At 59.9% G+C, this 26,179-nt stretch carries 13 protein-coding genes and 1 tRNA gene; 10 read left to right on the forward strand and 4 right to left on the reverse strand.

Annotation, left to right across the window (positions count from 1 at the left end; genetic code table 11):
- Positions 1-91 precede the first annotated feature (91 nt).
- Together P0D52_RS04740 and P0D52_RS04745 are read left to right on the forward strand one after the other, a co-directional pair.
- Positions 92-167: transfer RNA gene (locus P0D52_RS04740), tRNA-Lys, on the forward strand.
- A 209-nt stretch (positions 168-376) separates the two neighbouring features.
- A complete protein-coding gene (locus P0D52_RS04745) occupies positions 377-1,027 on the forward strand; it encodes a response regulator transcription factor (protein ID WP_394694288.1) in 651 nt (216 codons plus the stop codon).
- On the opposite strand, the gene P0D52_RS04750 is transcribed toward P0D52_RS04745, so the two are convergent.
- Both P0D52_RS04750 and P0D52_RS04755 read right to left on the reverse strand, forming a co-directional pair.
- Positions 1,024-2,796 (reverse strand): hybrid sensor histidine kinase/response regulator, encoded by a 1,773-nt coding sequence (locus P0D52_RS04750; protein WP_394694289.1) that lies wholly within the window; start codon positions 2,794-2,796, stop codon positions 1,024-1,026. The genes P0D52_RS04745 and P0D52_RS04750 overlap by 4 nt on opposite strands.
- A gap of 86 nt (positions 2,797-2,882) precedes the next feature.
- Entirely contained in the window at positions 2,883-4,265 is a 1,383-nt protein-coding gene (locus tag P0D52_RS04755) for an MFS transporter (protein ID WP_394694290.1), read from the reverse strand.
- Between the two features lie 596 nt (positions 4,266-4,861).
- On the opposite strand from P0D52_RS04755, the gene P0D52_RS04760 reads away from it, so the two are divergent.
- The 8 genes from P0D52_RS04760 to astB all read left to right on the forward strand — a co-directional run bounded on the left by P0D52_RS04760 (position 4,862) and on the right by astB (position 22,311).
- Positions 4,862-14,038, forward strand: a complete 9,177-nt coding sequence (locus P0D52_RS04760; RefSeq protein ID WP_394694291.1) for a beta strand repeat-containing protein — start codon at positions 4,862-4,864, stop codon at positions 14,036-14,038.
- A 551-nt stretch (positions 14,039-14,589) separates the two neighbouring features.
- Positions 14,590-15,462, forward strand: coding sequence for an outer membrane protein (locus P0D52_RS04765; protein ID WP_394694292.1), 873 nt, complete (start codon positions 14,590-14,592; stop codon positions 15,460-15,462).
- Positions 15,463-15,475: 13 nt separating this feature from the next.
- Complete coding sequence (locus tag P0D52_RS04770; protein ID WP_394694293.1) at positions 15,476-15,799, forward strand: OmpA family protein; 324 nt, start codon at positions 15,476-15,478, stop codon at positions 15,797-15,799.
- A 132-nt stretch (positions 15,800-15,931) separates the two neighbouring features.
- The gene (locus P0D52_RS04775; RefSeq protein WP_394694294.1) at positions 15,932-17,212 is read left to right on the forward strand and encodes a cystathionine gamma-synthase family protein; all 1,281 of its coding nucleotides are present in this window, start codon (positions 15,932-15,934) and stop codon (positions 17,210-17,212) included.
- Positions 17,213-17,246: 34 nt separating this feature from the next.
- Positions 17,247-18,512, forward strand: coding sequence for a hydrolase (locus P0D52_RS04780; protein WP_394694295.1), 1,266 nt, complete (start codon positions 17,247-17,249; stop codon positions 18,510-18,512).
- Positions 18,513-19,523, forward strand: a complete 1,011-nt coding sequence (locus tag P0D52_RS04785; protein WP_394694296.1) for an arginine N-succinyltransferase — start codon at positions 18,513-18,515, stop codon at positions 19,521-19,523.
- Positions 19,520-20,977, forward strand: a complete 1,458-nt coding sequence (gene astD, locus P0D52_RS04790; RefSeq protein ID WP_394694297.1) for a succinylglutamate-semialdehyde dehydrogenase — start codon at positions 19,520-19,522, stop codon at positions 20,975-20,977. The genes P0D52_RS04785 and astD overlap by 4 nt, the downstream gene beginning before the upstream one ends.
- On the forward strand, positions 20,974-22,311 hold the full coding sequence (astB, locus tag P0D52_RS04795) for an N-succinylarginine dihydrolase (protein ID WP_394694298.1): 1,338 nt from the start codon (positions 20,974-20,976) through the stop codon (positions 22,309-22,311). Before astD ends, astB begins: the two co-directional genes overlap by 4 nt.
- On the opposite strand, the gene P0D52_RS04800 is transcribed toward astB, so the two are convergent.
- Together P0D52_RS04800 and P0D52_RS04805 are read right to left on the reverse strand one after the other, a co-directional pair.
- The gene (locus P0D52_RS04800) at positions 22,308-23,921 is read right to left on the reverse strand and encodes a beta/gamma crystallin-related protein (protein ID WP_394694299.1); all 1,614 of its coding nucleotides are present in this window, start codon (positions 23,919-23,921) and stop codon (positions 22,308-22,310) included. The two genes, astB and P0D52_RS04800, sit on opposite strands and share 4 nt — an antisense overlap.
- 98 nt (positions 23,922-24,019) lie before the next feature.
- Complete coding sequence (locus tag P0D52_RS04805; protein ID WP_394694300.1) at positions 24,020-26,113, reverse strand: AsmA family protein; 2,094 nt, start codon at positions 26,111-26,113, stop codon at positions 24,020-24,022.
- Between the last annotated feature and the right edge of the window lie 66 nt (positions 26,114-26,179).

The raw sequence follows: 26,179 nt of genomic DNA on the forward strand, positions 1-26,179 counted from the left end.
GCTGAAACAGATATGCCAGTATACTGCCCAAAATTATGGCTGCTTATTGACGTATCCATGCGAAGCGGATAGGTCCGGCGCTCCCATCGGGGAGCCGGTAGCTCAGTCGGTAGAGCAACTGACTTTTAATCAGTAGGTCCACGGTTCGAACCCCTGCCGGCTCACCATTTCTTCCAATTATCGAATATAACGCATAGTCCGGCGCCTCAGCATCGGAGGCCGGGCGACAAAAGCGGCCCGATGCGCGGTTCACGCCGCGGTTTGCCTGATGATTGTGATTGCACTAACTGTGGCATGTACAGTTGTGTGGGCAGGTTGATTCCCGGCTCGCATGACCGGTATCGGCAAAAGCGCAAATGGACCGGCCAGAGATTAAATGAGTTCAACCGTTCGCATCGCTCTGGTGGATGATCATCGGATGTTTACCGAAGGCTTCAGCGCATTGCTGGCTGGTACCGGCGACGGGTATGAGGTCTCGACCTTTGAAGACCCGGTGGTGTTTCTGGAAGCGTTGTCGAGCGATACAGGTTTTAATCTGATCATTCTGGACCTGGTCATGAAAGGGATGAATGGTCTGGCGCTGCTGTCGGCGATCTCGAAGCACAAGAATGCGCCACCCGTTTTAATGCTATCGGGAATTGCGACCCCTCCGCCGGTCAGCGAGATGCAGCGCCTGGGCGCGAGCGGGTTTGTTCCCAAGTCTTCCGATATCAGCGTCCTGCAAGATGCGGTGTCGTGTATTCTGGGCGGGGGGACGGTCTTTGATGCCCCTGACGCGACGCAAACAGTGGTATTGGATGCAGGTGAGGAGGTCTGGAATTCGGCTGCGGAGCCGCCCAGGCTCGCCCCGCGCCAAATTGTGGTTCTGAAGATGCTAGGGGAAGGTGCCACCAACAAGGTGATCGCCGAGAGCCTGAATATCAGTGAGAACACGGTGAAATCGCATTTGCGCTCGATTTTTGAAGCGCTCGGTGTGCGAACCCGGACGGCTTGTGTCCACAAGGCGGTATTGCTGGGATTGATCTAGTTTGCTGTGCGGCCTTCGAGCGCCTGATCCAGCGCTGCACGCAGCGCTTCGCTTTCCGCCGGTTTTGGAATGATGGTGACATCTTCCAGTTCAGCGAGCTTGGCAAAATCATAGACTTCGCCCGTCAGGAGGGCTGCGGGGATATCGTCCAGCACTTCGTCACGCAAGGCGGCAATGACGTCAATTCCGTCTTCTCCGTTCGACAAACGCTTGTCCGCGATAATGAATCCGGGGGCTTCATTGGCCCAGGACAGGATCCGCTTGGCCTCATGGCCGGAGGCTGCGGCGATGACCCGGCAACCCCACTGGGTCAGCAACATCGCAAGGCTTTCACGCACGGAGGCTTCATCGTCGATCACCAGGATGAGCGGTGGTCCTTCGATGGGCTTATCCGGAAAGGATGTTGTTTTTCGCTCCGGGGCGCGGCTGGCTGCGAGTAATCTGATACCCACGCGCGTGCCCCATCCGGGCTGGCTCTTGAATTCCAGCGGAAGGGCGAGCTTTTCGGCCAGTTGCCGGACGATGGGCAATCCCAGACCAAGGCCTTCCGGATCGGGGCCATCACCCAACTGGACATATTCTTCGAAGATCCGAGCCTGATCAGCCTCGCTTATGCCGGGGCCGTTATCTGTTACTTCAATCAGAACACCGTCTTTGCATTCATGGCAATCAATCGTGACCCGCCCGCCTTGCGGGGTGAATTTGATCGCATTCGCGACCAGATTGCGCAGAATTCGGCCGAAGAGGACCCGGTCTGTTTCAACCGCAGTGCTACATTTCCCGATGCTCAGAGAGAGTGTCTTCTGGCGCGCAAGTTCGGCGAATTCGGCCTCGACTTCCGTCAGGATTTCGGCGAGGTCAAATGCGCTGGTTCTGGCGGTGATCGCGCCGCTACTGAGGCGGGCGGTTTCAACGAGCGCTTGCAGCATGTCTTTCTGACTACGCCAGGCCGCTTCGATTTTCGCCAACAGGTCGGCCTGCTCCTTTGTGGTGACTTCTTCTTTCAGTGCGCGAATGAAAAAGCCCTGGGCCTGCAGAGGCTGGGACATGTCGTGGCTGGTCGCCGCCAGAAAACGCGACTTTTCCGCGCTGGCTCTTTCAATCTTGCGGTTCTGTTCCTGAAGTTTCTGGTTCAGGCGCCGATTGCGCTCGGCGGCCAGCGTTTCGATCGTCTGCAGTTCAGAGCGCGCACTGACCAGCAGGCCGAACCCGTACAGGATCAGCAATCCGACGCCGATCAAGCGGGCGGGCCCGTCAACGGTTGCGAGCCAGAACAGGGAGAAGGGCAGAAACATGCCGGTTGAAAGACTGATGAAGGTGGGCCGGTATTCGGCACTCGGCAACATACCGCCCAGGGCGATCGAAACGACGATATTGACGGCAATGAACAGGTTCAGCGTTGAAGAGGGGTCCAGGTAGGCAATGGCGAGGCCGGACCATACGAGCCCGGTCATGGCAGAGATGAGCGTATGGCCACGCAGATAGCGCTTGTGGTTTTCCGGCGAGATGCCGTTTCTGAAGGCTTGCCCGTAGAGGAAAACTATGAGGACCATCATGCTGGTCAGCGCCAGCCAGATGCCGGCGAAAACAGGATGGCCGGAAAAGGCAATCAGGGCGGTGAAATAGAGGATGACGCCTTCCACGATCAGACACGACGTTCGTGTCCGCTTCAGCAATAGACGCGCTTGTCCAAGACGCACCTCGTCCAGATCGTGTTGAATCTGGGCTTTGAGATCGTTCGTGTCAGAGGTGGCGTCGTTTGCGGCCATTCACCGTCCCGTGTGTCTACATTTCTTGGATGGATTGTCCCTCACTTTGCGTCAGGCGCAATCACCTGAAAGGGTGGGCGGTCTGCCTATTTCTGTTTCAGCTTCAGTGCCGCGAGAATTTCCTGATGCCGCAATTGCGAGATCGGATAGGTCCAGATGATCCCAATCAGGCCGGCCATCAAAAGCGCGGGCGCAAGGGACACCATGATGCGGATGGCGGTCAGTGCCGATTGCGGCGGAGCGGCATCTCCCGAATACCCCGCGCTTGCCAGGATAAAACCGATGATAACGGCCGTTATTCCTACCGCTGATTTTTGCGCAAAGGTGGCCAGCCCGAACGTGCGGGCCTCGACGCGCAATCCGGTCGTCAGTTCGCCATGTTCGATCGCGTCCGGGACCATGGACCACAACATCACCGGAATGGCAGCGCCACCAATGCCTGCAATCGCGACGGAGACCATTGGCACCATTGCGCCGCCGGGCGGTGCCAGCGCCATGGCCGCATAGCCGGTCACGGCGACGGCGAGGCCGCTGATCAGGCTGACACGTTTGGACGTGCGGGCGGCCAGAATGACCCAGACGGGAGCTGCGAGAATGACCGCAAATGCCGAGGCCGCCAGAACGGGGGTGATGAGGTCCGCCCGGCCGATCACGTGGGTCAGGAAATAGAGCATATTCTGCAGGAACAGGCCCTGAGCAATCGTCCCGCCGACCATGATGGCGAGCAGACGAAGCAGGGGCGTATTGCCGCGTGCGGCGCGAAACAGACCGAAAAGGGCGGAGAGGTAATCGGGGCGTTCAGCGTCCTGCGCCGGCATTTCCGGTTCGCGAACGACCCGGCTGCAAGTGAAGAGCAGGGCGGAAGCCAGCAGACCGACCAGAATGGCGGCGATCATATATCCGAAGGCTTCGGTGCGGCCCGCGGTCTGATTGGCCTGCACGATGACGGGGGTGAGAACAGCTGTGACCACAGCGCCGGTCGCGGCACCGGACACGCGAAAGCCGGAGAGGGCACTGCGTGCCTTTCCATCGGTTGTCAGGCGCACGGGCAGTGTATTGTAGGGCATGCTGGCGATGGTATAGGCGGTACGGAAAGCCAGATGCGTGGCCAGCGCCCATCCCGCGAGTGCGAGCCCGGACAGGGGCGGGGCGATAAACATCAACCCATAGGTCAGGCCAACGGGTAAGGCGGCCATGGCGATGATCGGCGCATAGCGGCCTGTGCGAGCGGCCCGGCGCTCGGCCCATGCGGCCACGATCGGGTCCGAGACGGCATCCCAGATCATGGAGATCAGGTAAATGGCTCCGGCCAGTCCGGGCGGCAGGCCGAGGACGTCGGTATAAAAATACAATAGGAAGAGCGCACTGCCGTGCCAGACAAGCAGGAAGCCGAGATCGCCGAGGCCATAGCCTGCCTTGCTGGCAAAGCTCAAATGGCCTGATTCGCCTGTATCTGCCGGACGTTTCACCTGTGCTCTCCCGCCACACTTCCGGCCTTTATAGCGCGGACCCACCCTTTTGGGCGATTGTTTGTTCTGTTCTGTGCGCCGTTAATCGACCGCAATCCGGATTGCGCTTTCGCGTAGCAGCCGGACATCAGGTCAATGCGGGGAATATCATGTTCAATTCGTTCAGGTTCGCGATTGCGGCTCGTCGGGGCGTAATAATCATCGCGGCCGCAATCGGGATTGCGCTGGCTGCGACTTCAATGGCCTCGGCGCAAATCAGTTGTCCAGATATAGCTCCAAACGGCGAAGTTTGGGGCAATGACGCCACCGGGGCGTGCTCAGCTGGTTCTGGGGGCGGCCTGGCACCAAGTGGTCTGACTTATGGTTTCTCTGTGATCAACCGCCTCAGCGGGCCTCCCATAGTCTCGTTTGTTGTTTACGAGGATGGGCAGACGAGTTCGCCCTCCGTCACTGCCTGCTCGGGGGCGGGGTGCGGCGCGGATTTCGGTGGAGGTCAGTATCTATGCAACGCTCCATCCGGGGGCGGCTCATGCAGCCTCAACTGGCAGTTTACAAGTACAGCGCCTGGGGCCGCTCCCATCACGGTCACGGCTGAGGTGGCAAATAACACAACTACGATATCCAACATTCAGGCGTCCGGCGGGGCGTATGTTCCCGACGCCACCGCCCCTCGCATCGCCTCCATTGAGCGCCAGACGCCGTCGACCTCGCCGACCAATGCCGATAGCCTGACCTGGCGGGTGACGTTTGACGAGACCGTGACCAATGTCGGGGATGCGGACTTCTCGGTAAGCGGCCCGACCGGGGCCACAATCGGCACGTCCGGTTTCACCGGAACGCAGGTCGATGTGACGGTGTCCGGCGGCGACATGGCCGATCTTGATGCGACCGTCACCCTGTCCTTCGCAGGGGGGCAGGACATTACTGATAGCGCGGGCAACGCCCTGACCGACACCACGCCGACCGGAACGAATGACAACACTTTCGACGTCGATAATTTCGCGCCATTGATAACCGGTTTGCAGCGAAACAATTCGGCATCAACCAATCTGGATTCCGTCAGCTGGCTGATCGCCTTCGATTCGGCCATGCAGAATTTGAATGCGGCCGACTTCCAGATCGCGGGCACGACAGCAACACTGTCCGTCGAACCGCGTGTACCTGGTAGTGAGTACGAATTCAATGTGACGGCCTCGGGCGGCAACTTGTCGAACCTCAATGGCGATATCGCGCTCAGCATCAACCCCGCGCACGATTTGACCGACCCCGCCGGCAACGCGCTGACAAATCTGGTTTCGGTAACTATTCCGAATGAACCAATCTACACGATCGACAATATCGAGCCGCTGGTGGCTTCCATTGACTTTCTCAACCCGGCCACCGGTACCACCGATGCGGATTCCGTGACATGGCGCATAACGTTCGCCGAGGCCGTCGCAAATATAACTGCCGATGACTTCCAGGTCGATCAGACGACCGGCGTGGTTTCTGTCAGCAACATCACGGCCACGACTGTGGATGTCACGGTCTCGGGCGGAGATATGCCAACGTCGAATGCCAGCCCGACAATCAGCTTCGCGGCTGGCCAGGACATTACCGACACCGCCGGCAATGCGCTGACCAACACCTTCCCGCAGGGCACCAATAACAATTTCTACAGTCTCGATAACGATCCGCCGATTGTTACCGACATTTTCGCCAACAATAATGCGACAGTCGGCAATACGCTGGTGACGTGGTCTATCTCGATCAACGAGGATCCGGACAATTTCACCATCGATGATTTCACGCTTGTGACATCGGCTGGTGTCACGGCAAGCGATCTCCAGATTTCGCAGGACAATGGGACCAACGCCCAGATCACCGCTAACCTGACCGGGTCGGGTACGGCACAGCTGCAGTTCAACGCCAATACCGACATCGTCGACGCGTTTGGCAATGGCAATGGCACGAACGGTTTCGCGCCAGCCAACACGACAGACCCCAATGCGGTGGCGAGCGTGGATACAGTGGCCCCGAGTGTTGTCTCGATTACCGGCCCGTCCTCTCCGACCAATTCCGACACCGCCAGCTGGCGCGTGACGCTTTCGGAAAACGTGACCGGTGCCGCCAATGGAAGCTTCACAGTGTCCGGCACGACGGCCGGCCCGGTCCTCGTCAACACGCTGGACAATGTTATCGATATCCTGGTCACAGGCGGTGATCTGGCCAGTCTGGATGGCGATATCACACTCGCCCTGACCGGTGCCCACGGCATCACCGACATCGCTGGTAATCCGCTTGCTTCGCTGGTGCCGAGTGGCACCGATCAGCGGACCGTCACCATCGACAACACCGCGCCGGCCGCGCCTTCGGTACCGGATCTGGCCGCAGGCTCCGACACGGGATATGACGACACAGACAACAACACCAATGCGACGACACCGACCTTTACGGGTACGGCAGAGGTGGGTGCCACCGTCACGCTGATCTCGTCTCTGGATGGCGTGGTGGGTTCCGCGACGGCGGACGGGTCCGGCGACTGGTCCATCACCAGCTCGGCCCTGAGCGAGAATGTTCACACAATCACGGCGACGGCGACTGACGCCGCCAGCAATACGTCTGCGGCGTCGGCCGGATTGTCAGTCACAATTGACGTGACCGATCCGTCTGTGCCGTCAGCGCCGGACCTCACGGCTGCGACCGACACTGGCTCAAGCAATAACGACAACATCACCAGCGATACGACGCCGACCCTTGAAGGAACAGGGGAGCCCAACACAGGCGTTACCCTGGTTTCGTCCGTTGCCGGCGACAACCTGGCCGCAGGGACGATAACTTCCGTGGGTGTTGACGGATCGGGAAACTGGTCCGCGACCCTGCCGGCGCTGGCCGACGGCTCGCGTACGATAATCGCGGTTGCGTTCGATGCGGCAGGCAATACATCGACCTTCGCAAGCGGACTGACCCTGGCGATCGATACTGACGCGCCGGGCCTTACCGCCTTTGCCCGCAATACGCCGGCGACCGAAGACACGGATGCCGATACGCTGGTCTTTGACATCACGTTTGACGAGGCCGTCCTGAATACCGGTGCGGCTGATTTCGACATCACGGGCACGACCGGAACCGGCGTCCTCGCCGGATCGGGTGCGGCTTATACGCTGACGATTTCCGGGGGAAATCTCGCCGATCTGAGCAGCGGCAATGTCGGGCTGAACCTGAATACGGGCCATGGCATTACGGATGCGGCCGGTAACGCGCTGCCTGACGGCGAGCCGGCGACAGATGAAACCTATGCAGTGCTGAACACGGTTCCGCCGGGCTTCACCAAGGTGTTTGCCCCGGATTCGGTGGCGGCGGGCGGCAGCTCGACCCTGACCTTCACGATCGACAGCTCGGCCAATGGTGTGGCGGCGACAGCGCTGGACTTCACCGATAATTTCCCGGCGGGCATGACGGTCGCGAGTCCGGCGAATGCCGCAACGACCTGTACGGGTGGCACGGTGACGGCCGTTTCCGGCGCCGGCTCGGTCAATTATACAGGCGGTGCGGTTCTCGCGGGTGCGACCTGCACGGTCTCGGTGGATGTCACCAGCTCCACGTTGGGCGATGCCGTCAACACGACGGGTGATCTGACCTCCTCTCTGGGCAATTCGGGCGCGGCCACGGATACGCTGGCGATCATCGACGGAACGGCGCCGCGCGTGGCGTCCATTGTTCGGCACAATCCGACGGATGACACAACCAATGCGGACTCAATCACCTGGCGTGTGACGTTTGACGAGGCCGTGACGGCTCCAGCGTCTCTGTCCAACCTCACCAATTTCCGGGACACGGGATCGGTTGCCTTGCGCAGCACCTATGATCTTGAATTCGTCGAGGTTGACGGATCGACCTATCTGTTCGGTGCGGCATTGGGCGATGACGCCATTTCAACCATCCTTGTCGATTCTGCCGGAAGCCTCACGAACGTCGCGACGACATCCGACAGCCCCACCGTGTTTCTGGATGGCCCCTACCGCCTGGGATCCGCCGTCGTGGGCGGGACGCCTTATCTGATCGCATCATCCTATTATGAGGCCGGCCTCAGCGTGTTCTCGATCGACAATGCCGGAGCCCTGACCAATGTCGACAATGTCGCCGATGACGCGACACTTAATCTCTGGATTGTTTCGGCGCTCCACACGGTCGTCGTTGATGGCACGACCTATCTCTATGTCGCCGACGAGAGGGATGACGGCCTCAGCGTGTTCACGATGGACGCGCTGGGTCAGCTGACGAATATCCAGAATATTTCCGACGCCGGCGCGCTCGAACTCGACGGGGTGGGCGGCATCACCAGTGCTATCGTGGACGGGACACCGTATCTGTTCGTCGCCGGCCGTTTCGATGATGGCCTCAGCGTCTTCTCGATCGGCAATGACGGAATGCTGACCAATGTCGCCAATCAGGACAATTCCGGCGGTAATCTTGAAGGGGCCGAGAATGTCTCGATCGCGGTGATCGACGGGACGACATTCCTGTTCGTGACCGCTCAGGATTCCGACGCTATCAGTGCCTATGCGGTCGGCAATGATGGCAGTCTGACATTGGCGGATTCGATCGCCGATACCGCCGAGCTGCAGCTGGATCGCGTGAACGGGATGGCGACGATTTCGAAGGACGGCACGACCTATGTTCTCGCCATTACCCGGAACGATGACGCAATCAGCGCTTTCTCGGTTGCCAATGATGGCACGTTGACGCCGGTCGCGGCGGCGTTGCAGTCGGACAATCCGCTTTTCGAGCTGAACAATCTCTCGGCCCTGGCTGTGCGGGACATTGACGGCAATGTCATCGCAATATCGGGTGATGCCGACGGGATCAGCGCATTCGAATTATTGGCGCCGGGCGTCGGCTCCTCCGATTTCGCGATTGACGACCCGGCGGCTTCGCTGGCCGTCAGTGCTGTCTCGGCCTCGGTCTATGATGTGACGGCATCCGGTGCTTCGATCGAGACCGGAAATGCCGTGCGGACACTCTCCTTCGCCGATGATCAGTCGATTCAGGATATCGCCGGAAATGCTCTGGTGAATACCGAGCCGACCGGTGCAAACCAGAACGAATTCTACCTCGATAATTCGCCACCCATCGTCACGGATATCTTTGCCAACAATAATGCCACGATCGGCAATACGCTGGTGACCTGGTTCATCTCGATCAATGAGGATCCCGACAATTTCACCATTGACGATTTCACGCTTGCGACATCGGCCGGCGTGACAGCGAGCAATCTCCAGATCGCACAGGACGGCGGTACCAATGCCCAGATCACAGCGACCCTGACCGGGACCGGTACGGCACAGCTGCAATTCAATGCCAATACCGACATTGTCGATGCGCTGGGCAATGGCAATGGCACGAACGGATTTGCGCCAGCCAACACGACTGATCCGAATTCCACGGCGATCGTTGATACGGTTGCGCCGACCCTCGTTTCGATCACGCGGGAAACTCCGGCAGGTGAACGCACAAACGCTGATACGCTCGTGTTTGATGTGCGCTTCGACACGCCGGTCCGGAATGTCGATGCAGCGGATTTTGTGATCAGCGGCACGACCGCCGGCCTTACGGTCGGCGCGCTCGTCGAAAGCCTGCCACCGGGCATAGAGGCGCCGCATGCCGCGCCATTATCTTCGTCCTGGACAGTCACGGCGAGTGGCGGGAATCTCTCCGGTGTGAACGGAACGGTTTCGCTGGCACTGGACGGCGCGTCCACGATTGACGACGCCAATGGCAATGCGCTGACTGACCGGACGCCTTCGGGCACGGTCGAAACCTACGATGTCCGCAACCAGCCGCCCGCGATTGGATCGATTGCGCGCCTGACGCCGATTGCTGCCTCCACCAATGCCGACAGCCTCACCTGGCGCGTAACGTTCTCGGCAATCGACAACACGTTCGACCTGCCCACCAATGCTTTCACGGTTTCGGGCACAACGGCGAGTGTGACCAATGTCTCGCGCTTCTCGATCGGCTTTGATGTGACGGTTTCCGGCGGTGATCTCGCGGATCTGAACGGCGACGTCACGCTCGGTCTGACCAATGCCGATTTTGCCGATGACTATGGCAATGTGATGGACCGGACCATCCCGGCCGGGGCGGAGCTGACCTTCACGGTCGACAACACCGCGCCGTCGTTGACGACTTTTGCCCGCAACACGCCGCCGGGCGAGCAGACCAATGCCGACACGCTGGTGTTCGACATCACATTCGACGAAAGCGTCAGCAATGTTTCGGCGGACGATTTCGACATTTCCGGCACGACCGGGACGGGCGTCCTGGCTGGTTCCGGCAGCGATTACACGCTGACCATCAGTGGCGGCGATCTGGCGGAGCTGACGGGCACGGTGGGCCTTGACCTGGCTGATGGGCAGGACGTTACGGATGCAGCCGGCAACGCGCTGGGATCCAGCGAACCGGCCACGAATGAAACCTTCGACGTGCGGAATATCGCGCCATCAATCGCGTCGATCGCTCGATTGACGCCGGCGGACGCTGTTACGAATGCCGACAGCCTGGTCTGGCGGGTAACCTTCGCTCAGATCGATGGCAATTTCGATCTGCCGACCAGTGCTTTCACTGTATCCGGTACGAGCGCGGCGGTCACGGATGTCTCGCGGTCTTCGATCGGTTTTGATGTCACCGTTTCCGGCGGCGACCTCGCCGGCCTTGATGGCGATGTGACGCTCGGGCTCGCCGACACCGACTTTGCCGACGACTACGGTAATGTCATGGACCGGACGATCCCCGATATTGCGGAGCTGGCATATTCGCTCGACAATGCCGCGCCGATGCTAGCGATCACAGGTCCAACGGGTCCGGTCTCGGGGGCGTTTACGGCGACTTTCACCTTCTCGGAAGCGGTGTCGGACTTTGCGCTGATCGATATCAGCGTGGGCAATGGCGCGGCGTCGGACCTGCAGACGTCGGACAACACGGTCTTCACCGCGACTATCACCCCGGCGGACGATGGCGAGGTCACGGTTGATGTCGCCGCGGACGCCGCCGAGGACGCGGCCGGCAATGGCAATGCCGCCGCCACGCAGTTTTCGGTCGAGAATGATGAGACCGCCCCCACCCTGCTCTCGATCGCGCGCAACACGCCGTCCAGCGAAACGACGGATGCCGATACGCTGACCTGGCGGGTGAGCTTCTCGGAAGCGGTGGAGAATGTGGATAGCGGTGACTTCACCGTCTCGGGCACGACCGCTACGGTGAGCGATGTCAGCGATGCCGGTGGCAATGCCTTCGACGTAACGGTATCGGGCGGCAACCTCGCCAACCTCAACGCAACGGTCACGCTTGGCGTGCTGACGAGTGGCGGGATTGTGGATGCGGCGGACAATGCCTTCGCGGATGCCACGCCCACCGGCACCAATGAGCAGAGCTATACCGTTCAGAACGATACCGAAGCGCCCACGCTGACCTCGATTGTGCGTCAGGACCCGGCAACGGAGCTGACCAATGCCGATACGCTGACCTGGCGGGTCAACTTCTCGGAAACGATCGAGAATGTGGATGCGGCTGACTTCACCCTCGACGGCTCGACCGCCAGCCTGAGCGTGTCAGCGGTCGCCTTGGGCCTGCCGCCTTCGGTGACGGGCGATACCGCCCCGGCCCCGCTGGTGCTGGCCGCCAATGCGGTCGATGTCACTGCATCCGGTGGCGATCTCGCCAGCCTGGACGGCGATGTGACACTGGGCTTTGCCAGCGGGCAGGACATCAGTGACGAAGCCGGCAATACGCTTGACGATACCACCGCGTCGGGCCGTTCCGAGCTGAGCTATACCCTCGATAACACCGCACCGGTGATCACCCTGTCCTCCAGCGCCAGCGGCCCGGTCGCGGCGCCGTTCACACTGGATATCGCGATCTCCGAAACGGTCACGGGCTTTGCCCTGAATGATCTTGCGGTCACCAATGCGGTGGCCTCCGATCTCGTCCAGACCAGTTCGGGCGGTACCACGCCGGTCACCTATACTGCGCTGATCACGCCAAGTGCGGCGGGCAATGTCTCCATTGCTGTGGCCGCCGATGTCGCCGAGGATGCTGCCGGCAATGGCAATGCCGCCGCCGACACCTTCTCGATCACGCATGATGATGCGCGCGCACTCACTCTCACCTTCCCGGGCGTGGGCGAGGGTTCGGTCACCAGCTCGCCAGCTGGCCTGGATTGCGATGACGATTGTACGGCGGACTTCACCGCCGGCACCGCCATCACGCTGACCGCGGCGGCGGACACCGGCTCAGGCTTTGCCAGTTGGGCCGAAGGTCCGTGTGCGGGCGAGACCGGGCTGAGCTGCAGCTTCACGCTCACCGAGGATACCGCCGTAGCGGCCCGCTTCACGCTGGACAATCCGCCAGATGGCCGCATCGTAGCCGCCACCCTGCCGGCCGCCCGCTCGGGCTATGTCGGCGGGCCGGTGATCTCCGCCTTCCTGTCTGTCGTTTCTCGTACATCCAGCCCAGCACAGTCCTGTCAGATCACAGCGCCAGCCGGAGCTCCGGTCACGCTTGGCTATAACCAGCTGGATGCCAATGGCGATCCAATCGGTCCAGACAGCCCTCTCTTTGATATCGTGCCAGGCGGGGCCTTGAACTTCGTCATTGGAATGACCCCCACCGCGCAGACAGCGGCCGGGGGCTATAACTTCCTGCCAGTGATCACATGTGATAATGCAAGCTTGGATCCGATTGTTGGCGTCAACTCGGTCTTCCTCACCATTGGGGCCGCTCCGGCTCCGGATATCCTCTCCATTGCCGCGACCCCATCGGGTGATGGCGTGATCCGCATACCGGCTCCAGGCCGTGTCCAGTTCATGACGGCTGCGGCCGTCAATGTTGGCATCGGGGATGCTTCAGGCGCAGCCGGAGAAGTCACACTTACCACAACGGTGGATACCGGTGCGGCGTCTCTGCCGCTTAACCTGGAGATCTGTCAGATCAATGCCGCCTCGATCTGCATCACACCGCGTAGCAGCGACAGCATTACTTCGATCATGACGGGCAGCGATCCGCTTTTCTTCGCGGCCTTCGTGCGTGACACTTCGACGGGCGGTATTCCGTTTGATCCGGCCAACTCCCGTGTCTTCCTGCGCTTTGCAGACGCCACGGGTACGATCCGGTCTGCCACGAGTGCTGCGGTGACCGCGCCAGCCCCGGAAGCAGCCCCCGAGATCGCATCCAGCCTGCCGCAAGGCCGCTGGAGTGTGCTGATGCGCCAGCCACAAGGCGTCTGGCCGGGCCTGGCTCGGGCCTCGCTCTTCATCACGGAGACAGGACAAGTCCTGATCGATGATGGCATCGAGCCGCGTCTGACGACGCTTGAAGTCATCGCTGCGGAAGCCGGTCAAGATAACACCCAAGCCCGCTTTATGACTCTGGGCCATGACGGTGTGTGGACCAATGCAGGCACCATCCGTCTGGGCGCTCCGTGGACCGAACAGGTCGGTGAGTTCTGGGGCGTGCGCGATGCGCGCTCTGATGTCGCAACCAACTGGACCGACCTGGCCGGCACCTTTGGCGACAGTCTCATCCTCTACGAGACCGGAGAGTTCCGTGGCAATATCGATGACTGCGCCGTCTACGGCCAGGCCAGCGGTCCGGCCACACAGGCCGTCTCGCTTACCCTCTCGGGCTGCGAGGCCTCCGGGCGCTATACCGCCGCCCTCGACCTGCCCGCCAATGACTCCGGCTCGCTCGTCCTCCTCATCGCCAGCGGTGATCGCGGATGGAGACTGGAAAGGTAGGGTTGGTCAGCGTTGAAATCGGCGGTTGAGGAGCTTACGAAAATTTACAATTCGAAGCTCCCCGCCGCCGCAAGATTCACCTGTTCACAACCGTGCGAAGGCTGAGCGAGACCAGTTTGGTACGGTGTGGCTGGAAAAATGACGCCGCCCGGGCCCGAATCTCTGATCGTTCAAATCTTTGGCGAATCCGACGCCGACCAATCGAACGTCCGAACCGGATTTTGCTAAATCAAATAATACCGATGCTGATTTGCAACACCATTTTTCGGCGAGAAAAACATTGGGAATGCGGGCGATCCACGAAGGCATTGCTTAGAATAGCAAGCCTGCACAAACGATTTTCGCGTGTCAGGCGATATTTCAAAGCCGTCTTCCTGCCTGAAAAAAGACGCAGGCAAAGGCGAATGTGAAAGAGCTTTGGGCTGGCCTCTCTAAATTTTTTAATGTAGCAAGGGAACAGCGCGTATCGTTATTGCGCTTTATCTGTGCCTGAGAGATTTTCGGGCGTTTAGTTTCACGCGATGGAGGCATTTGCCTCCGGAGGGGGTAAAATGAAAAAGTGGCTACTCACAGCGGCCGCAACCGGTGCCATCGCGATGGCGTCCACCGGTGCAGCGATCGCTGACGAAGGTTGGTATGTAAGCGCTGGCGTTGGTAACGGCGGATTCAGTTCCACCGAAGTCCAGGGCTATCGTCTTGGTGCCGAGATTGATGGTGCCGGTGATTGGCGTCAGAACGCAGCATTCGGCTATGACTGGGCCGATGGTTGGCGTGCTGAGACCGAGCTGGCGCATCGTTACAATGATTTCGGTGCGATCGGAAATCATGAAGACTCATCGTCTGATCTCCATATTTGGAGCCTGATGCTCAACGTCTATCGTGACTTCAATGAAAGCGGATTTATCTCGCCATACATCGGTGCCGGTGTCGGCGCCGCTCAAGTCAGCTTCAGTGGTACCGGTTGGGATTCGGGTGCGCGCCCGACATTCGGACCCGGCGGCATTCCCGGTCCCATCGTTGCGCCAGCATCTGGTGCTCGATATGTCACGACCAATGATGATGACCTCACCTATATCGTGAACCTCATTGCGGGTATTGGTTGGCGTCTGTCTGACCAGTTCATTATTGACACCCAGTATCGTTATGTCCGCCTGGGCGAAACGAATTACACCGGTGCCTCACCGGCTGCTGTTGGCGGTTCAGGCGTCGTTCGTCAGGGTGGTAATTCCTTCCCGGGCACGACCGTTGGTGGCGAAACCGGCATCAGCGATGTAAGTGGCCATGAAGGCTGGATTTCGATGCGGTATCTGTTCGCGGCTCCGCCGCCTCCGCCTCCGCCGCCTCCGCCTCCGCCGACGCCGCCTTCGCCGCCGTCTCCTCCGCCTCCGCCCGCCGCCTTCGCCGCCGCCTCCGGTCGTGTGTGAAGATGTTGGCTTCGTGGTCTACTTCGAGTGGGATCGTTCGAACCTGACCGATCAAGCTCGTGCAGTGGTCAACCAAGCGGTTAACCAGGCTCGTAACTGCGGCGTATCCAGTGTCTCGATCGACGGTCACGCTGACCGTTCGGGTGCTGCAGCCTACAATGTCGGCCTGTCCGAGCGTCGTGCTCGTGCGGTTCGTGACGAACTGGTCCGCCTCGGCGTGCCGGCGAGCGCGATCTCGCTCCAGGCTCTGGGCGAAAGCCGCCCGGCAGTTCAGACACCGGATGGTGTTCGTGAGCCGCTCAACCGTCGTGCCGAGGTCCTCGTAGACCTTCGCTAGTCTGACGGTTAGCTAAACCAAGAGAGCGGTCCGACCTTCTGGTCGGGCCGTTTTCTTTTGTGCCAATGTCTGATCGCTTGACCCGCCCTGACGCCGGGATAGTAATTCTGATCCGGGCATTCGGAGGGACAAATGGCGTCGGATTACGGCCATCGCAAAAACGCATCTACACGCCGTGCGGCGCAGACGCGCCTGATACATGAGGGCTATGACCCGGCTGCGCATTCCGGGTCTGTGAAAGCGCCGATCTATCACAGCTCGACCTTCCTGTTCGAAAGTGCAGAGCAAGGGGCGGCATTTTTCCGGATCAACAACAAGCAGGCCTTACCCGGGGACCCGGAAGCGGCCGGCTTGATGTACTCACGCTTTTCAACGCCCAATGTCGATCTTCTCGAAAAACGCCTGGCCATTCTCGATGGCGGTGAAGCAGCGCTGACTTTCGGATCGGGTATGGCCGCGATCGCCACGACACTGATGGCATTCGCCGGCGCGGGCGATGTCATCCTTCATACGGCACCGCTTTATGGCGGGACGGACGCTTTCCTGAACCGGCTTCTGCCGCGGCAAAAAGTGCAGATTGAGGCCGTCGCCGCCGAGGCTGACGAACCGGCCTTTCTGGACGCCGCCCGATCGGCAATGGCGAAGGGGCCGGTCCGCATTCTCTATACCGAGACACCGACCAATCCGAACAACGAAATTGTAGATCTCGCGCTCTGCCGAAAGATTGCCAACCATATCGGCGAAGTTCAGGGCTTTACGCCAATTGTGATCTGCGACAACACGCTTTTGGGGCCGGTCGGCCAGCAGCCACTGGCATTTGGCGTCGATCTCGTTATTTATTCGCTTACGAAATATGCCGGCGGCCATAGCGATCTGCTTGCCGGCGCGGTAGTGGGACCCAAGTCTCTTACCGATCAGATTTATAGTGTTCGCAGCTTGTTGGGCGGGGTAATCGACCCGCATACAGCCTGGTTGCTGACCCGATCTCTGGAGACCGTGACGCTGCGGATGAAGGCGGCGTGTGATGGGGCAGAGCGGGTTGCGGACTTTCTCAACTACCATCCAAAGGTCAGCCGCCTCAATTATCCTGGTCTGCTGGATGCCGATTCACGTCGCGGTGGGCTGCACCGCGAACAGTCCAGCCTGAACGGGTCGACTTTCTCTTTTGATGTCGGTGATGGGCGCGACGCTGCTTTCCGTTTTCTGGACGGGCTGAAGCTGATCAAGCTGGCGGTCAGCTTAGGCGGAACGGAAAGCCTGATCCTGCATCCGGTCTCGACCAGCCACTCCAATGTCGACCCCGCCCGTCGCAAGGCGCTTGGTTATAGCGAAGCGATGGTGCGGCTGTCGGTGGGGCTGGAAGACCCGCAAGACCTGATAGACGATCTGGAACAGGCGCTGGCAAACGTCTAAGCCCTAGGCAAGGCAAATCCAGAGGGACAGCAGCATGACCCACAAAGTCGAGCTGAAGCCGGACGAGCGTGAATCGCTCGACTGGATCGAAACACGTCAGGATCATATGGTCGCCACTTTGCGCGACTGGGTGAATATCAATTCCGGCAGCCAAAATGCTGATGGCTTGGAAGTCATGCGCGGCAAGCTGAGTGGAGCCTTCGCCGAGCTTGGCGGGGAGATACGCGCTGCAGAGCTGGCGCCGACAACCATAGTTGAGAAAAATGGTGAGGTTCGGCAGCAGGCCTTCACGCCATCATTCCATCTGATCCAGCGTCCGGATGCTCCCATCAAAATTGTTCTGACGGGGCATCACGACACGGTCTTTCCCGCTGAAGACAGCTTCCAGAGCTGGAAGATGCGCGATGACAACATCATGAACGGACCAGGGGCAGCCGATATGAAAGGCGGACTGCTGGTCATGCTGCATGCGCTCCTGGCGCTGGAGCGCAGTCCGCACAGGGACCGGATCGGCTATGACATCTTGATCAGTCCTGACGAGGAAATCGGTTCACTCGGATCCGGCCCTGTCCTTCATCCCCTGGGCGCAAAGGCCGATATCGGCATGACGTATGAGCCTGCACTGGCGGACGGCTCACTGGCCGGAGCCCGCAAGGGCTCAGGGAACTGGTCGCTGAAAGTGACCGGTAAAGCGGCGCATGCGGGCCGCGAACATCATCTGGGACGCAATGCGATTGTCGCCGCCAGCCAGTTTGCCCTCGGACTCGATGATCTCAACGGCCAGCGGGACGGCGTCACCTTCAATGTTGCGCGTATTGATGGCGGGGGCCCGCCCAACGTTGTGCCGGCCAATGCCGTTGTCCGCTTCAATGTCCGGGTCAATGATGCCGATGATCAGGCCTGGGTGCTTGCTCATCTGGAACGCCTGACCGATGAAACCGCCCAGCGGAACGGAATTTCCGCGGAGATGTTTGGCGGGTTCACGCGCCCGGCCAAGCCGATGACTCCCGCCAATGCGCAAATGTTCGCATGGACCAAAGCGGCCGGTTCGGCTTTGGGCCTCGACATGAAATGGAACGCCACGGGCGGCGTTTGCGAAGGCAATAATCTGTGGGCAGCGGGATGCCCGAATGTCGACACGCTGGGCGTTTGCGGCGCGGGTATTCATTCCCACGATGAGATCGTCTTGCTCGACAGTCTTAGCGAACGGGCCAAGCTGTCTGCGATCATGTTGATGAAGTTTGCCTCCGGTGAATTTGATGCCAAAACCGCACGCAAGCTGGCGAGGGGAGAAGCCTAGATGCTGAGAGTTCGGGCGGCGCGCCGCGATGACATAGATGCTTTCGTGGCGCTGTCCGATGCGGCGGGAACGGGCTTTACCAGCCTTTCTGTGACGCCGGATGTGCTTGCGGCAAGGCTCGAAAAGTCGATATCGGCTTTTGCCTCCAACGCCGGAAAGCCGACAGAATCGACCTATCAGATGATGCTGGAAGATACCGAAAGCGGCAAAATTCTTGGCTGTTCGGCGGTGAAGGACGCGGTCGGCATTTCCAAACCTTATTATGATTTCAAGATCATCACGCTTGCTCAGTCTTCAGCCGAGGCGGACCGCCGCTTTGACATGAAGGCGATGATTCTCGTGAATGATTTTGCCGGTTGCAGTGAAGTGGGCACGCTCTTTGTCAGCGATGCGGCGCGCGGCAATGGTGCGGGGCGCCTTGTCGCGCAAACCCGCTATCTGCTGATCGCAGCGGATTATGGTCGGTTTGGTCCGCATGTACTGGCGGAGTTGCGCGGTGTCGTCCGTGAAGACGGTTCATCGCCTTTCTTCGACCATGTATCGAAGCCGTTTTTCAGGATGACGTTTGACGAAGCAGACCGGTTAAGCGCGGCCTCGGACAATCAGTTCATTCTGGATTTAATGCCCAAGCATATGATCTATCTGGACATACTACCCGAGGCAGCCCGTGAGGTAATTGGCCAGACCCATGAACATGGCCGGGGCGCGCGGCGCCTGCTGGAATGGGAGGGCTTTACCTATAACGGCTATGTCGACATTTTTGATGGGGGGCCATTGATGTCGGTCCCGACACGTGAAGCGCGTACGGCCAGAGAAAGCGACCGCTTCGAGATCGCGACGGGCGAAGGCGATATTACCGGAATCGTCTCGACCGATGATTTTCAGAATTTCCGGAGTGTCCGGACCGCCGTGACCGTCAAGGATGACAAGGTATTGATCCCGGCCGAAGCCCAGGCCGCGCTCGAACTGGGCGAAGGCGAAACCGTACGTGTATGGAGATCACAATCATGACCAGCGGCCAGTGCTATATCGACGGAAAATGGATAAATGGCGGGGGAGATCGCTTCGCTTCCATTGACCCGGCGAGCGGCGAAACGGTCTGGGCTGGTCAGGCTGCCACCGCTGCAGATGTAGATGCCGCTTTCCAGGCCGCGCGTTCTGCTTTTTCCAGCTGGGCCCGGGCATCGCTGGCCGACCGGATCACGGTGGTCGAGCGCTTTGGTGCGTTATTGGCAGAGCGCAAGGCCGAAGTCGCCGAATTGATTGCGCGCGAAACGGGCAAGCCGCTCTGGGATTGTATGGGCGAGGGCGCGGCAATGGCGGGCAAAATCGCCATTTCCATCAAGGCCTATCATGACCGCACCGGCGAGACGCAGGCGGAGATGGATTTCGGATCTGCCGAGCTCCGCCACAAGCCGCTTGGCGTGATGTTCGTGCTCGGGCCGTATAACTTTCCGGGACATTTGCCGAATGGTCACATCGTACCGGCATTGATTGCCGGAAATAGCTGCGTTTTCAAACCCTCCGAACTGACACCTGCCGTGGGTGAATGGATGATCCGCGTCTGGGAAGAGGCCGGCTTGCCGCCAGGCGTGTTGAATTTGATCCCCGGGGCGAGAGAGACGGGAGCGGCGGCGCTGGACCACGCTGAGCTGGACGGCGTCCTGTTCACCGGTTCGCACAATACCGGACAGTTCATTCACAAGAAGTTCGCCGGCCGCACCGGTGTTCAGCTGGCTCTGGAAATGGGCGGCAATAATCCACTCATTGTCTGGGATGCCGCAGATACCGAGGCGGCGGCCCGCATTGCCGCCTTCTCGGCCTTCGTGACATCCGGACAACGCTGTTCCTGCGCGCGGCGGATCATCCTGCCAACCGGATCCGTTGGAGATGCGGTTGTGGAACAACTGGTCGATATTGCGAAGCGAATTCCTGTCGGTGCATGGAATGAGGACCCGGAGCCCTTCATGGGCCCACTGGTTACGGAGGCGGCCGCTGATCAGGTGATCACGGCGCAGGCGAAACTCGTCGACGGCGGCGGACAAAGCCTGCTCGATGCCCGTGTTCTGGATCGCGGTGCTGCATTTGTCTCGCCGGGCATTGTTGACGTCACCGGCACGGATCATCCCGATGCAGAAGTTTTTGGCCCGCTGGTCAAAATCATTCGCGTCAACAGTTTCGAGGCGGCGCTGAAAGAGGCGAATAATACCGCTTATGGATTGTCGTCCGGGCTGGTCAGCGACGATGCCGGACTTTGGGATCGTTTCCGCATTGAATCCCGCGCGGGGATCGTCAACTGGAACCGCCCCACGCCGGGCGCGGCGAGCTCAATGCCGTTCGGTGGTCCAGGGCAGTCGGGTAATCTTAGACCTTCGGCCTATTACGCCGCTGATTATTGCGCCTATCCGGTGGCCAGTCAGCTAGCGCCCAAGCCGGAACGACTGGCCATTCGGGGCGTTGAATGAGCGCGGTTGAAGCCAATTTCGACGGCATAATCGGGCCGACGCATAATTATGGCGGTCTGTCCTTCGGCAATATCGCCTCCGATAAAAACCGGGGCGAAGCCTCAGCCCCCCGTGCCGCTGTTCTGGAAGGGTTGAGGAAAGCGAAGCAGCTGGCCGATGCCGGCTTGGTGCAGGGCGTTCTGCCACCACAGGAGCGGCCCGATATCGGCTTGCTTCGCCGGGCGGGTTTTACGGGATCAGACAAGCAAATTGTCGAGGCCGCCGCGAAAACCGCGCCGGAGTTGCTGCGGAACGCTTATTCCGCTTCGCCGATGTGGGCCGCCAATGCTGCGACGGTCTCGCCATCAGCGGATACGGCGGACGGAAGGCTGCATCTGACGCCCGCCAATCTGGTGACGACGCTTCATCGTTCCATTGAGGGGCCAGCGACACAGCGCGCCTTGTCGCGGGTGTTTCGGGGCGATTGCTTTGCCGTGCATCCGCCACTGCCTGCTCAGTCCACCTTCGCCGATGAGGGCGCGGCCAATCATGTGCGTTTGTGTGCCGAACATGGCGGGCCGGGTGTCGAGATATTTGTCTATGGCCGGGAAGCGGGGGAGCACTGGCGCGGCCAGTTTCCAGCCCGCCAGACGCGCGAGGCCTGCGAAGCGGTTGCCCGGTCCCACGGGCTGGATTTGGAGCGCTGCGTCTTTATCCGTCAGGGGCAGGCCGCGATCGATGCGGGAGCCTTCCACAATGATGTTGTCTGTGTGGGAACGCTGAAGACGCTGTTCTTTCATGAATTGGCGTTTGAGGACAAAGCCGCCGCATTGAAAGCTATCCGTGCCGCTGCGGATGGATTGTTTGAACCCATTTTTGTTGAAGTGCCGCAAGCCGACGTGCCGATCGGCGATGCGATCTCCAGCTATCTGTTCAATTCGCAATTATTGGCCATGCCGGGAGACGATCGTCTCATGCTGAACGCGCCGGTGGAAAGCGAAGAGACGATTTCAACACGCGATTATTGCGCGCGACTGACAGCCGGAAACGGGCCGATAGGAACGGTGAATTTCGTTGATGTCCGCCAGTCCATGCGCAATGGCGGTGGTCCGGCCTGTCTTCGTCTGCGTGTGGTGCTGATAAAGGACGAGCTGTCCTCAGTCAATCCGGCCTGCCTTCTGACGGATGAGACGTATGCGGCTTTATGCAAATGGGCGGAGCGGCATTATCGTGAAACGTTGAGCGTCGCGGACCTTTCTGACCCGTCCCTGATGGATGAAAGCCGGCAAGCGCTGGATGCGCTCACCGGCCTTCTTGATCTGGGATCGGATTTCTATCCGTTCCAGCGAGGCTAGTAGCGTCGGACAGAGCTCACCCGGTTGCCAAGACCCCATTGGTTGAGATTGCTGACATCGCGATCAAATTGCTGACAGCGACCCCCGAATGAGGCGTGTTCACACAACAACCAGTCGCCGCGGCCATTGACCGTCATCGACATGGCGCGATCATTGAAGCGGACCACATCGAGGTTGTAGGTGTCCGCATCCAGCGTCACAGACGGACCGGTAAAATTCGGGCCCGCATAGAGCGTGATAGAATCATACTGATTGTATCCACCGCCGCCGGGGCCGCCATAGCCACCACCCGGCTGGCCGTAGAGCGGATTGGGACGGGCAGACGTAATCAGATTGCCCAGACGATAGACATTCAGATTAGGGATCCGGCCGGAGATTTCGCGGCAGGGCGTCCCGAAGTTTGCGTCTTCGCAGACCGTCCAGCTACCATTGCCATAGACGATGGCCGACATGGCCTGATCGTTGAAGCGGCGGCCGGTCAGATTGTATTCCTGATCGGTGAGCTCCACAGACCGTCCGGTGAAGTTCGGGCCGGAGAACAGGACCAGCGTGCCGTCGCGGCCCTGATAGCCACCACCGTAATTATTGCCCGGACCGCCATATCCGCCACCATAACCGCCGTCATTGCCGCCATATCCATAGTCTGGCCGCGCCGAGGAGATACGGTTTCCCAGTCCCAAAGCGTTCAAATTACGAACCCGTCCGGAGATGGTCCGGCAGGGCGTGCCGAAATTCGTGTCCTCGCAAACCGTCCAGCTTTCATTGCCATACACGATGGCCGACATGGCCTGGTCATTGAAGCGGAGGCGGACAAAATTGCTCTCCTCGCGATCCAGTTCGAGGGACTGACCCGTGAAGTTCGGTCCGGTGAACAGGACGAGTGTCCCGGGCCGGCTGTTATAGCCGCCTCCCGGACCACCATAACCGCCGCCGGGGCCACCATAGCCACCGCCATTGTCATAGTCGGGCCGAGCCGACGAGACGCGATTTCCGAGGCCGTAACTGTTGAGATTGACTACGCGTCCGGAAATTGTCCGGCAAGGCGTTCCAAAATTGGCATCTTCGCAAATTGTCCAGCTGCCGCGGCCCTCGACCACGGCCGACATGGCGCGATCATTGAAGCGGAGGCTGGTGAGGTTGCTGGTTTCGCGGTCAATATTGATCGACTGACCGGTGAAATCCGGTCCTGCATAAAGTGTCAGAGAGCCGTCGCCGCGCGGCCGGCCGGGCCGACCAGGGCCACCGGGACGCCCGCCGCCCGGGCGGCCACCGGTGCCATATTCCATTCGGGCCGAACTGATATGGCCATCCAGACTGATGGTCGCCAGATTGGGTACATCGGTTGTGATTTCCCGGCAGACGCCGCGGAAATCGGCGTGCTGGCAAACCGTCCAGCTGCCTCTGCCCTGTATCCGGATAGATAGCGCCCGGTCATTGAAATTGATGGTCTGGAAATTGGTGACGTCATCATTGATCGTGACGGATTGCCCGGAATAATTGGGCCCCGAATAGAATGTCAGCGCGCGGCCGCCTCCGCCCCTTTGGGCCTCGGCGGTTGCGCCCAGAGCCAGTGTTCCGGCGAGGGTGCAGATCAAAAGTCTAAAATTCATAACAGTCTCCCGTTCTGACGGACGCTGGGCCCGGCTCAATGGCGTCCTTTATGCGCAGTATATTCTGAACCTGCGGCAACGGAAGCGTCAGCTGAGCGTTATTCGCCCCCGTCCTCCTCTTCGTTTTCCTGCTGCCCGGACCGGCGATTGCCAAACAGCCCCTGTAAAAGACGTTCAGCCGGATCTACTTCTTCCTCAGTGGTCTCACCATCGGTGGTTTCATCGCTTGAATTGTCGCCCGGCCCACCCAGTCCCAGAGCATTGCCCAAGGCATTGCGAATAGCATCTTCCGGGTCTTCGCCCGCGATAATGCTAGATACCGTTCCCTGAACCAGCGCGCGGCCGACGACGTCCCAATCGATGCCGATGCGCGGTTCATTGAAGGTCCCGCTGATCACGATCGGGACAACAACGCCTTGCAGATCGCGTTCGCCGCCCTGACCTTGAATGCTGGCAACGGCCCGGGGCCGCAGGCGATAATTGAGGGTTTGTTGCCCGATCCCGACCGTGCCACTTCCATCCACACGCACCAGCGGGCTGAGCATGATCAGATCATTGTTGGTGGCCACGCCATTGGCGACTGTGAATGTGCCTTCAAGCGCCGAGAAGTCGGTCTCTTCCTGCTCGCCGAAACCTTCAGGCAGGCGGCGATTGGTCAAGGCAGATTCAATCCCGCGAATGGCCTGAGCCAGATTGACGCCGCGAATGGCGCCGTCGGTGAAGGCGAAACCGCCTGAGCCACCCAAGCCATTCATCAATTCGGCCTGTGAATTCCCCGAAGTGAGGAGGTCGATATTCAGACGGCCTGTTCCGGACAGGCGATCGAAACCGGCGGCCGCCTCAAGCAAGGGGAGGGCAGAGATGGATTGAAGATCGGCAAAGATGCGGAAAGACGGCGTTGCTGTACGGGCATTGGCAACAAAAATGGCATTGCCGGCACCTTCGTACAGCGAAATGCGGGTCAGATTGGCTTCCAGCCGGGAATTCACAAGCTCAACGGTCAGGGCGGCATCCGAAATTTCTATGTCCTGAAGCGTCAATTCACCGACGTTGAGATCGAAGCTGGCATCGACAAGGCCGAGTGCAGACAGATCGATCCGTTCGGTCGACCAGGCGGGCACGCCTGCCGAGCTTGTCGCGGCTTCGGGGGCGACCGGCATGTAAGGCGTCACATCCAGCCGCGGCAGCGTCAGGGCACCGTCAATGTTCGGGCGGGCACCGCTCAATGACACGCCAAGACGTCCGGTGCCGGCCAGATCATCGAGCCGGATATGATCGTTGCGGCCGCTATCGGACGCGTCGAGAGATATTGTATCCAGACCGCCCGACAGGATTCCGGAGAGCTCGAAATTCTCCAGCCCCTCGCCGGGAGGCAGGGGCGATCCCGCAAAATTTGCAAGCGCCCGGATCGAGGGGATATCGGTAGAGAAACGGCCCGAATAGCGCAGATCCTCGCCCTCCAGAATGTTTCCGTTGAAGCCCAAATCGATCAGGTTTCCACCAAGATCGAGCCGCGCCGCCACTTCATCTCCTTCGAAAAACCCGCGGACAGAGCCCAGGTGCAGAGCCAGAGTCATATTCTCGCCGTCGGCTGTCAGCTCGCCGGTGATATCCAGAGGCTGGTCCAGACCCGGCATGCGAATATCGAGATCCAGCCCGTTGATTTCGCGCCGGTCTGCACCATTCTCATAGGTGATTGCACCATTCTCGATCCGGATGTCACCGAGCGAGGCGTCAAAGGGCAGAGCGCCGGGGCGACGAACAAAGCCGTCGGAGGAGGGCGCCGATTCGGCATCGCTCGTTTCCGGACCCAGTGACCAGTTGTTCCTGTTGCCCCGCTGTTCCAGACGGATGGTCGGGTCGACCAGCACAAATTCATCTATCACGATCGTTCGCGACAGAAGCGGCAAAAGCTGAACGCCCACCCGCATTTCGGCCATTTCCGCAAATGGCGTTTCGCCAAAGCCTTCTTCATTTGCGATCGAGACGTTGCTTGCCTGAACCTGAACGCTGGGCAGGAGCCGAAGACTGACATCGCCGGCCAGAATTACCTCGCGCCCAAGATTTTCACTGGCGGCAATTTGTGCCCGCTCCCGGTAGAAGGATTCCGGTATCAGGAAGGGAATGATAATGGCGGCCAATACCAGAACGACGATCAATCCGATGGTGAAGGTCAGAAGGCGGCGGATCATTTGATACTCCTTGCGCCCGAAAAAGGCGTCTGGTCCCGTACGAGATTTTGGCGTTAGTATAACGCA

Source organism: Hyphobacterium sp., from assembly GCF_043584775.1.
Lineage (GTDB): Bacteria > Pseudomonadota > Alphaproteobacteria > Caulobacterales > Maricaulaceae > Hyphobacterium.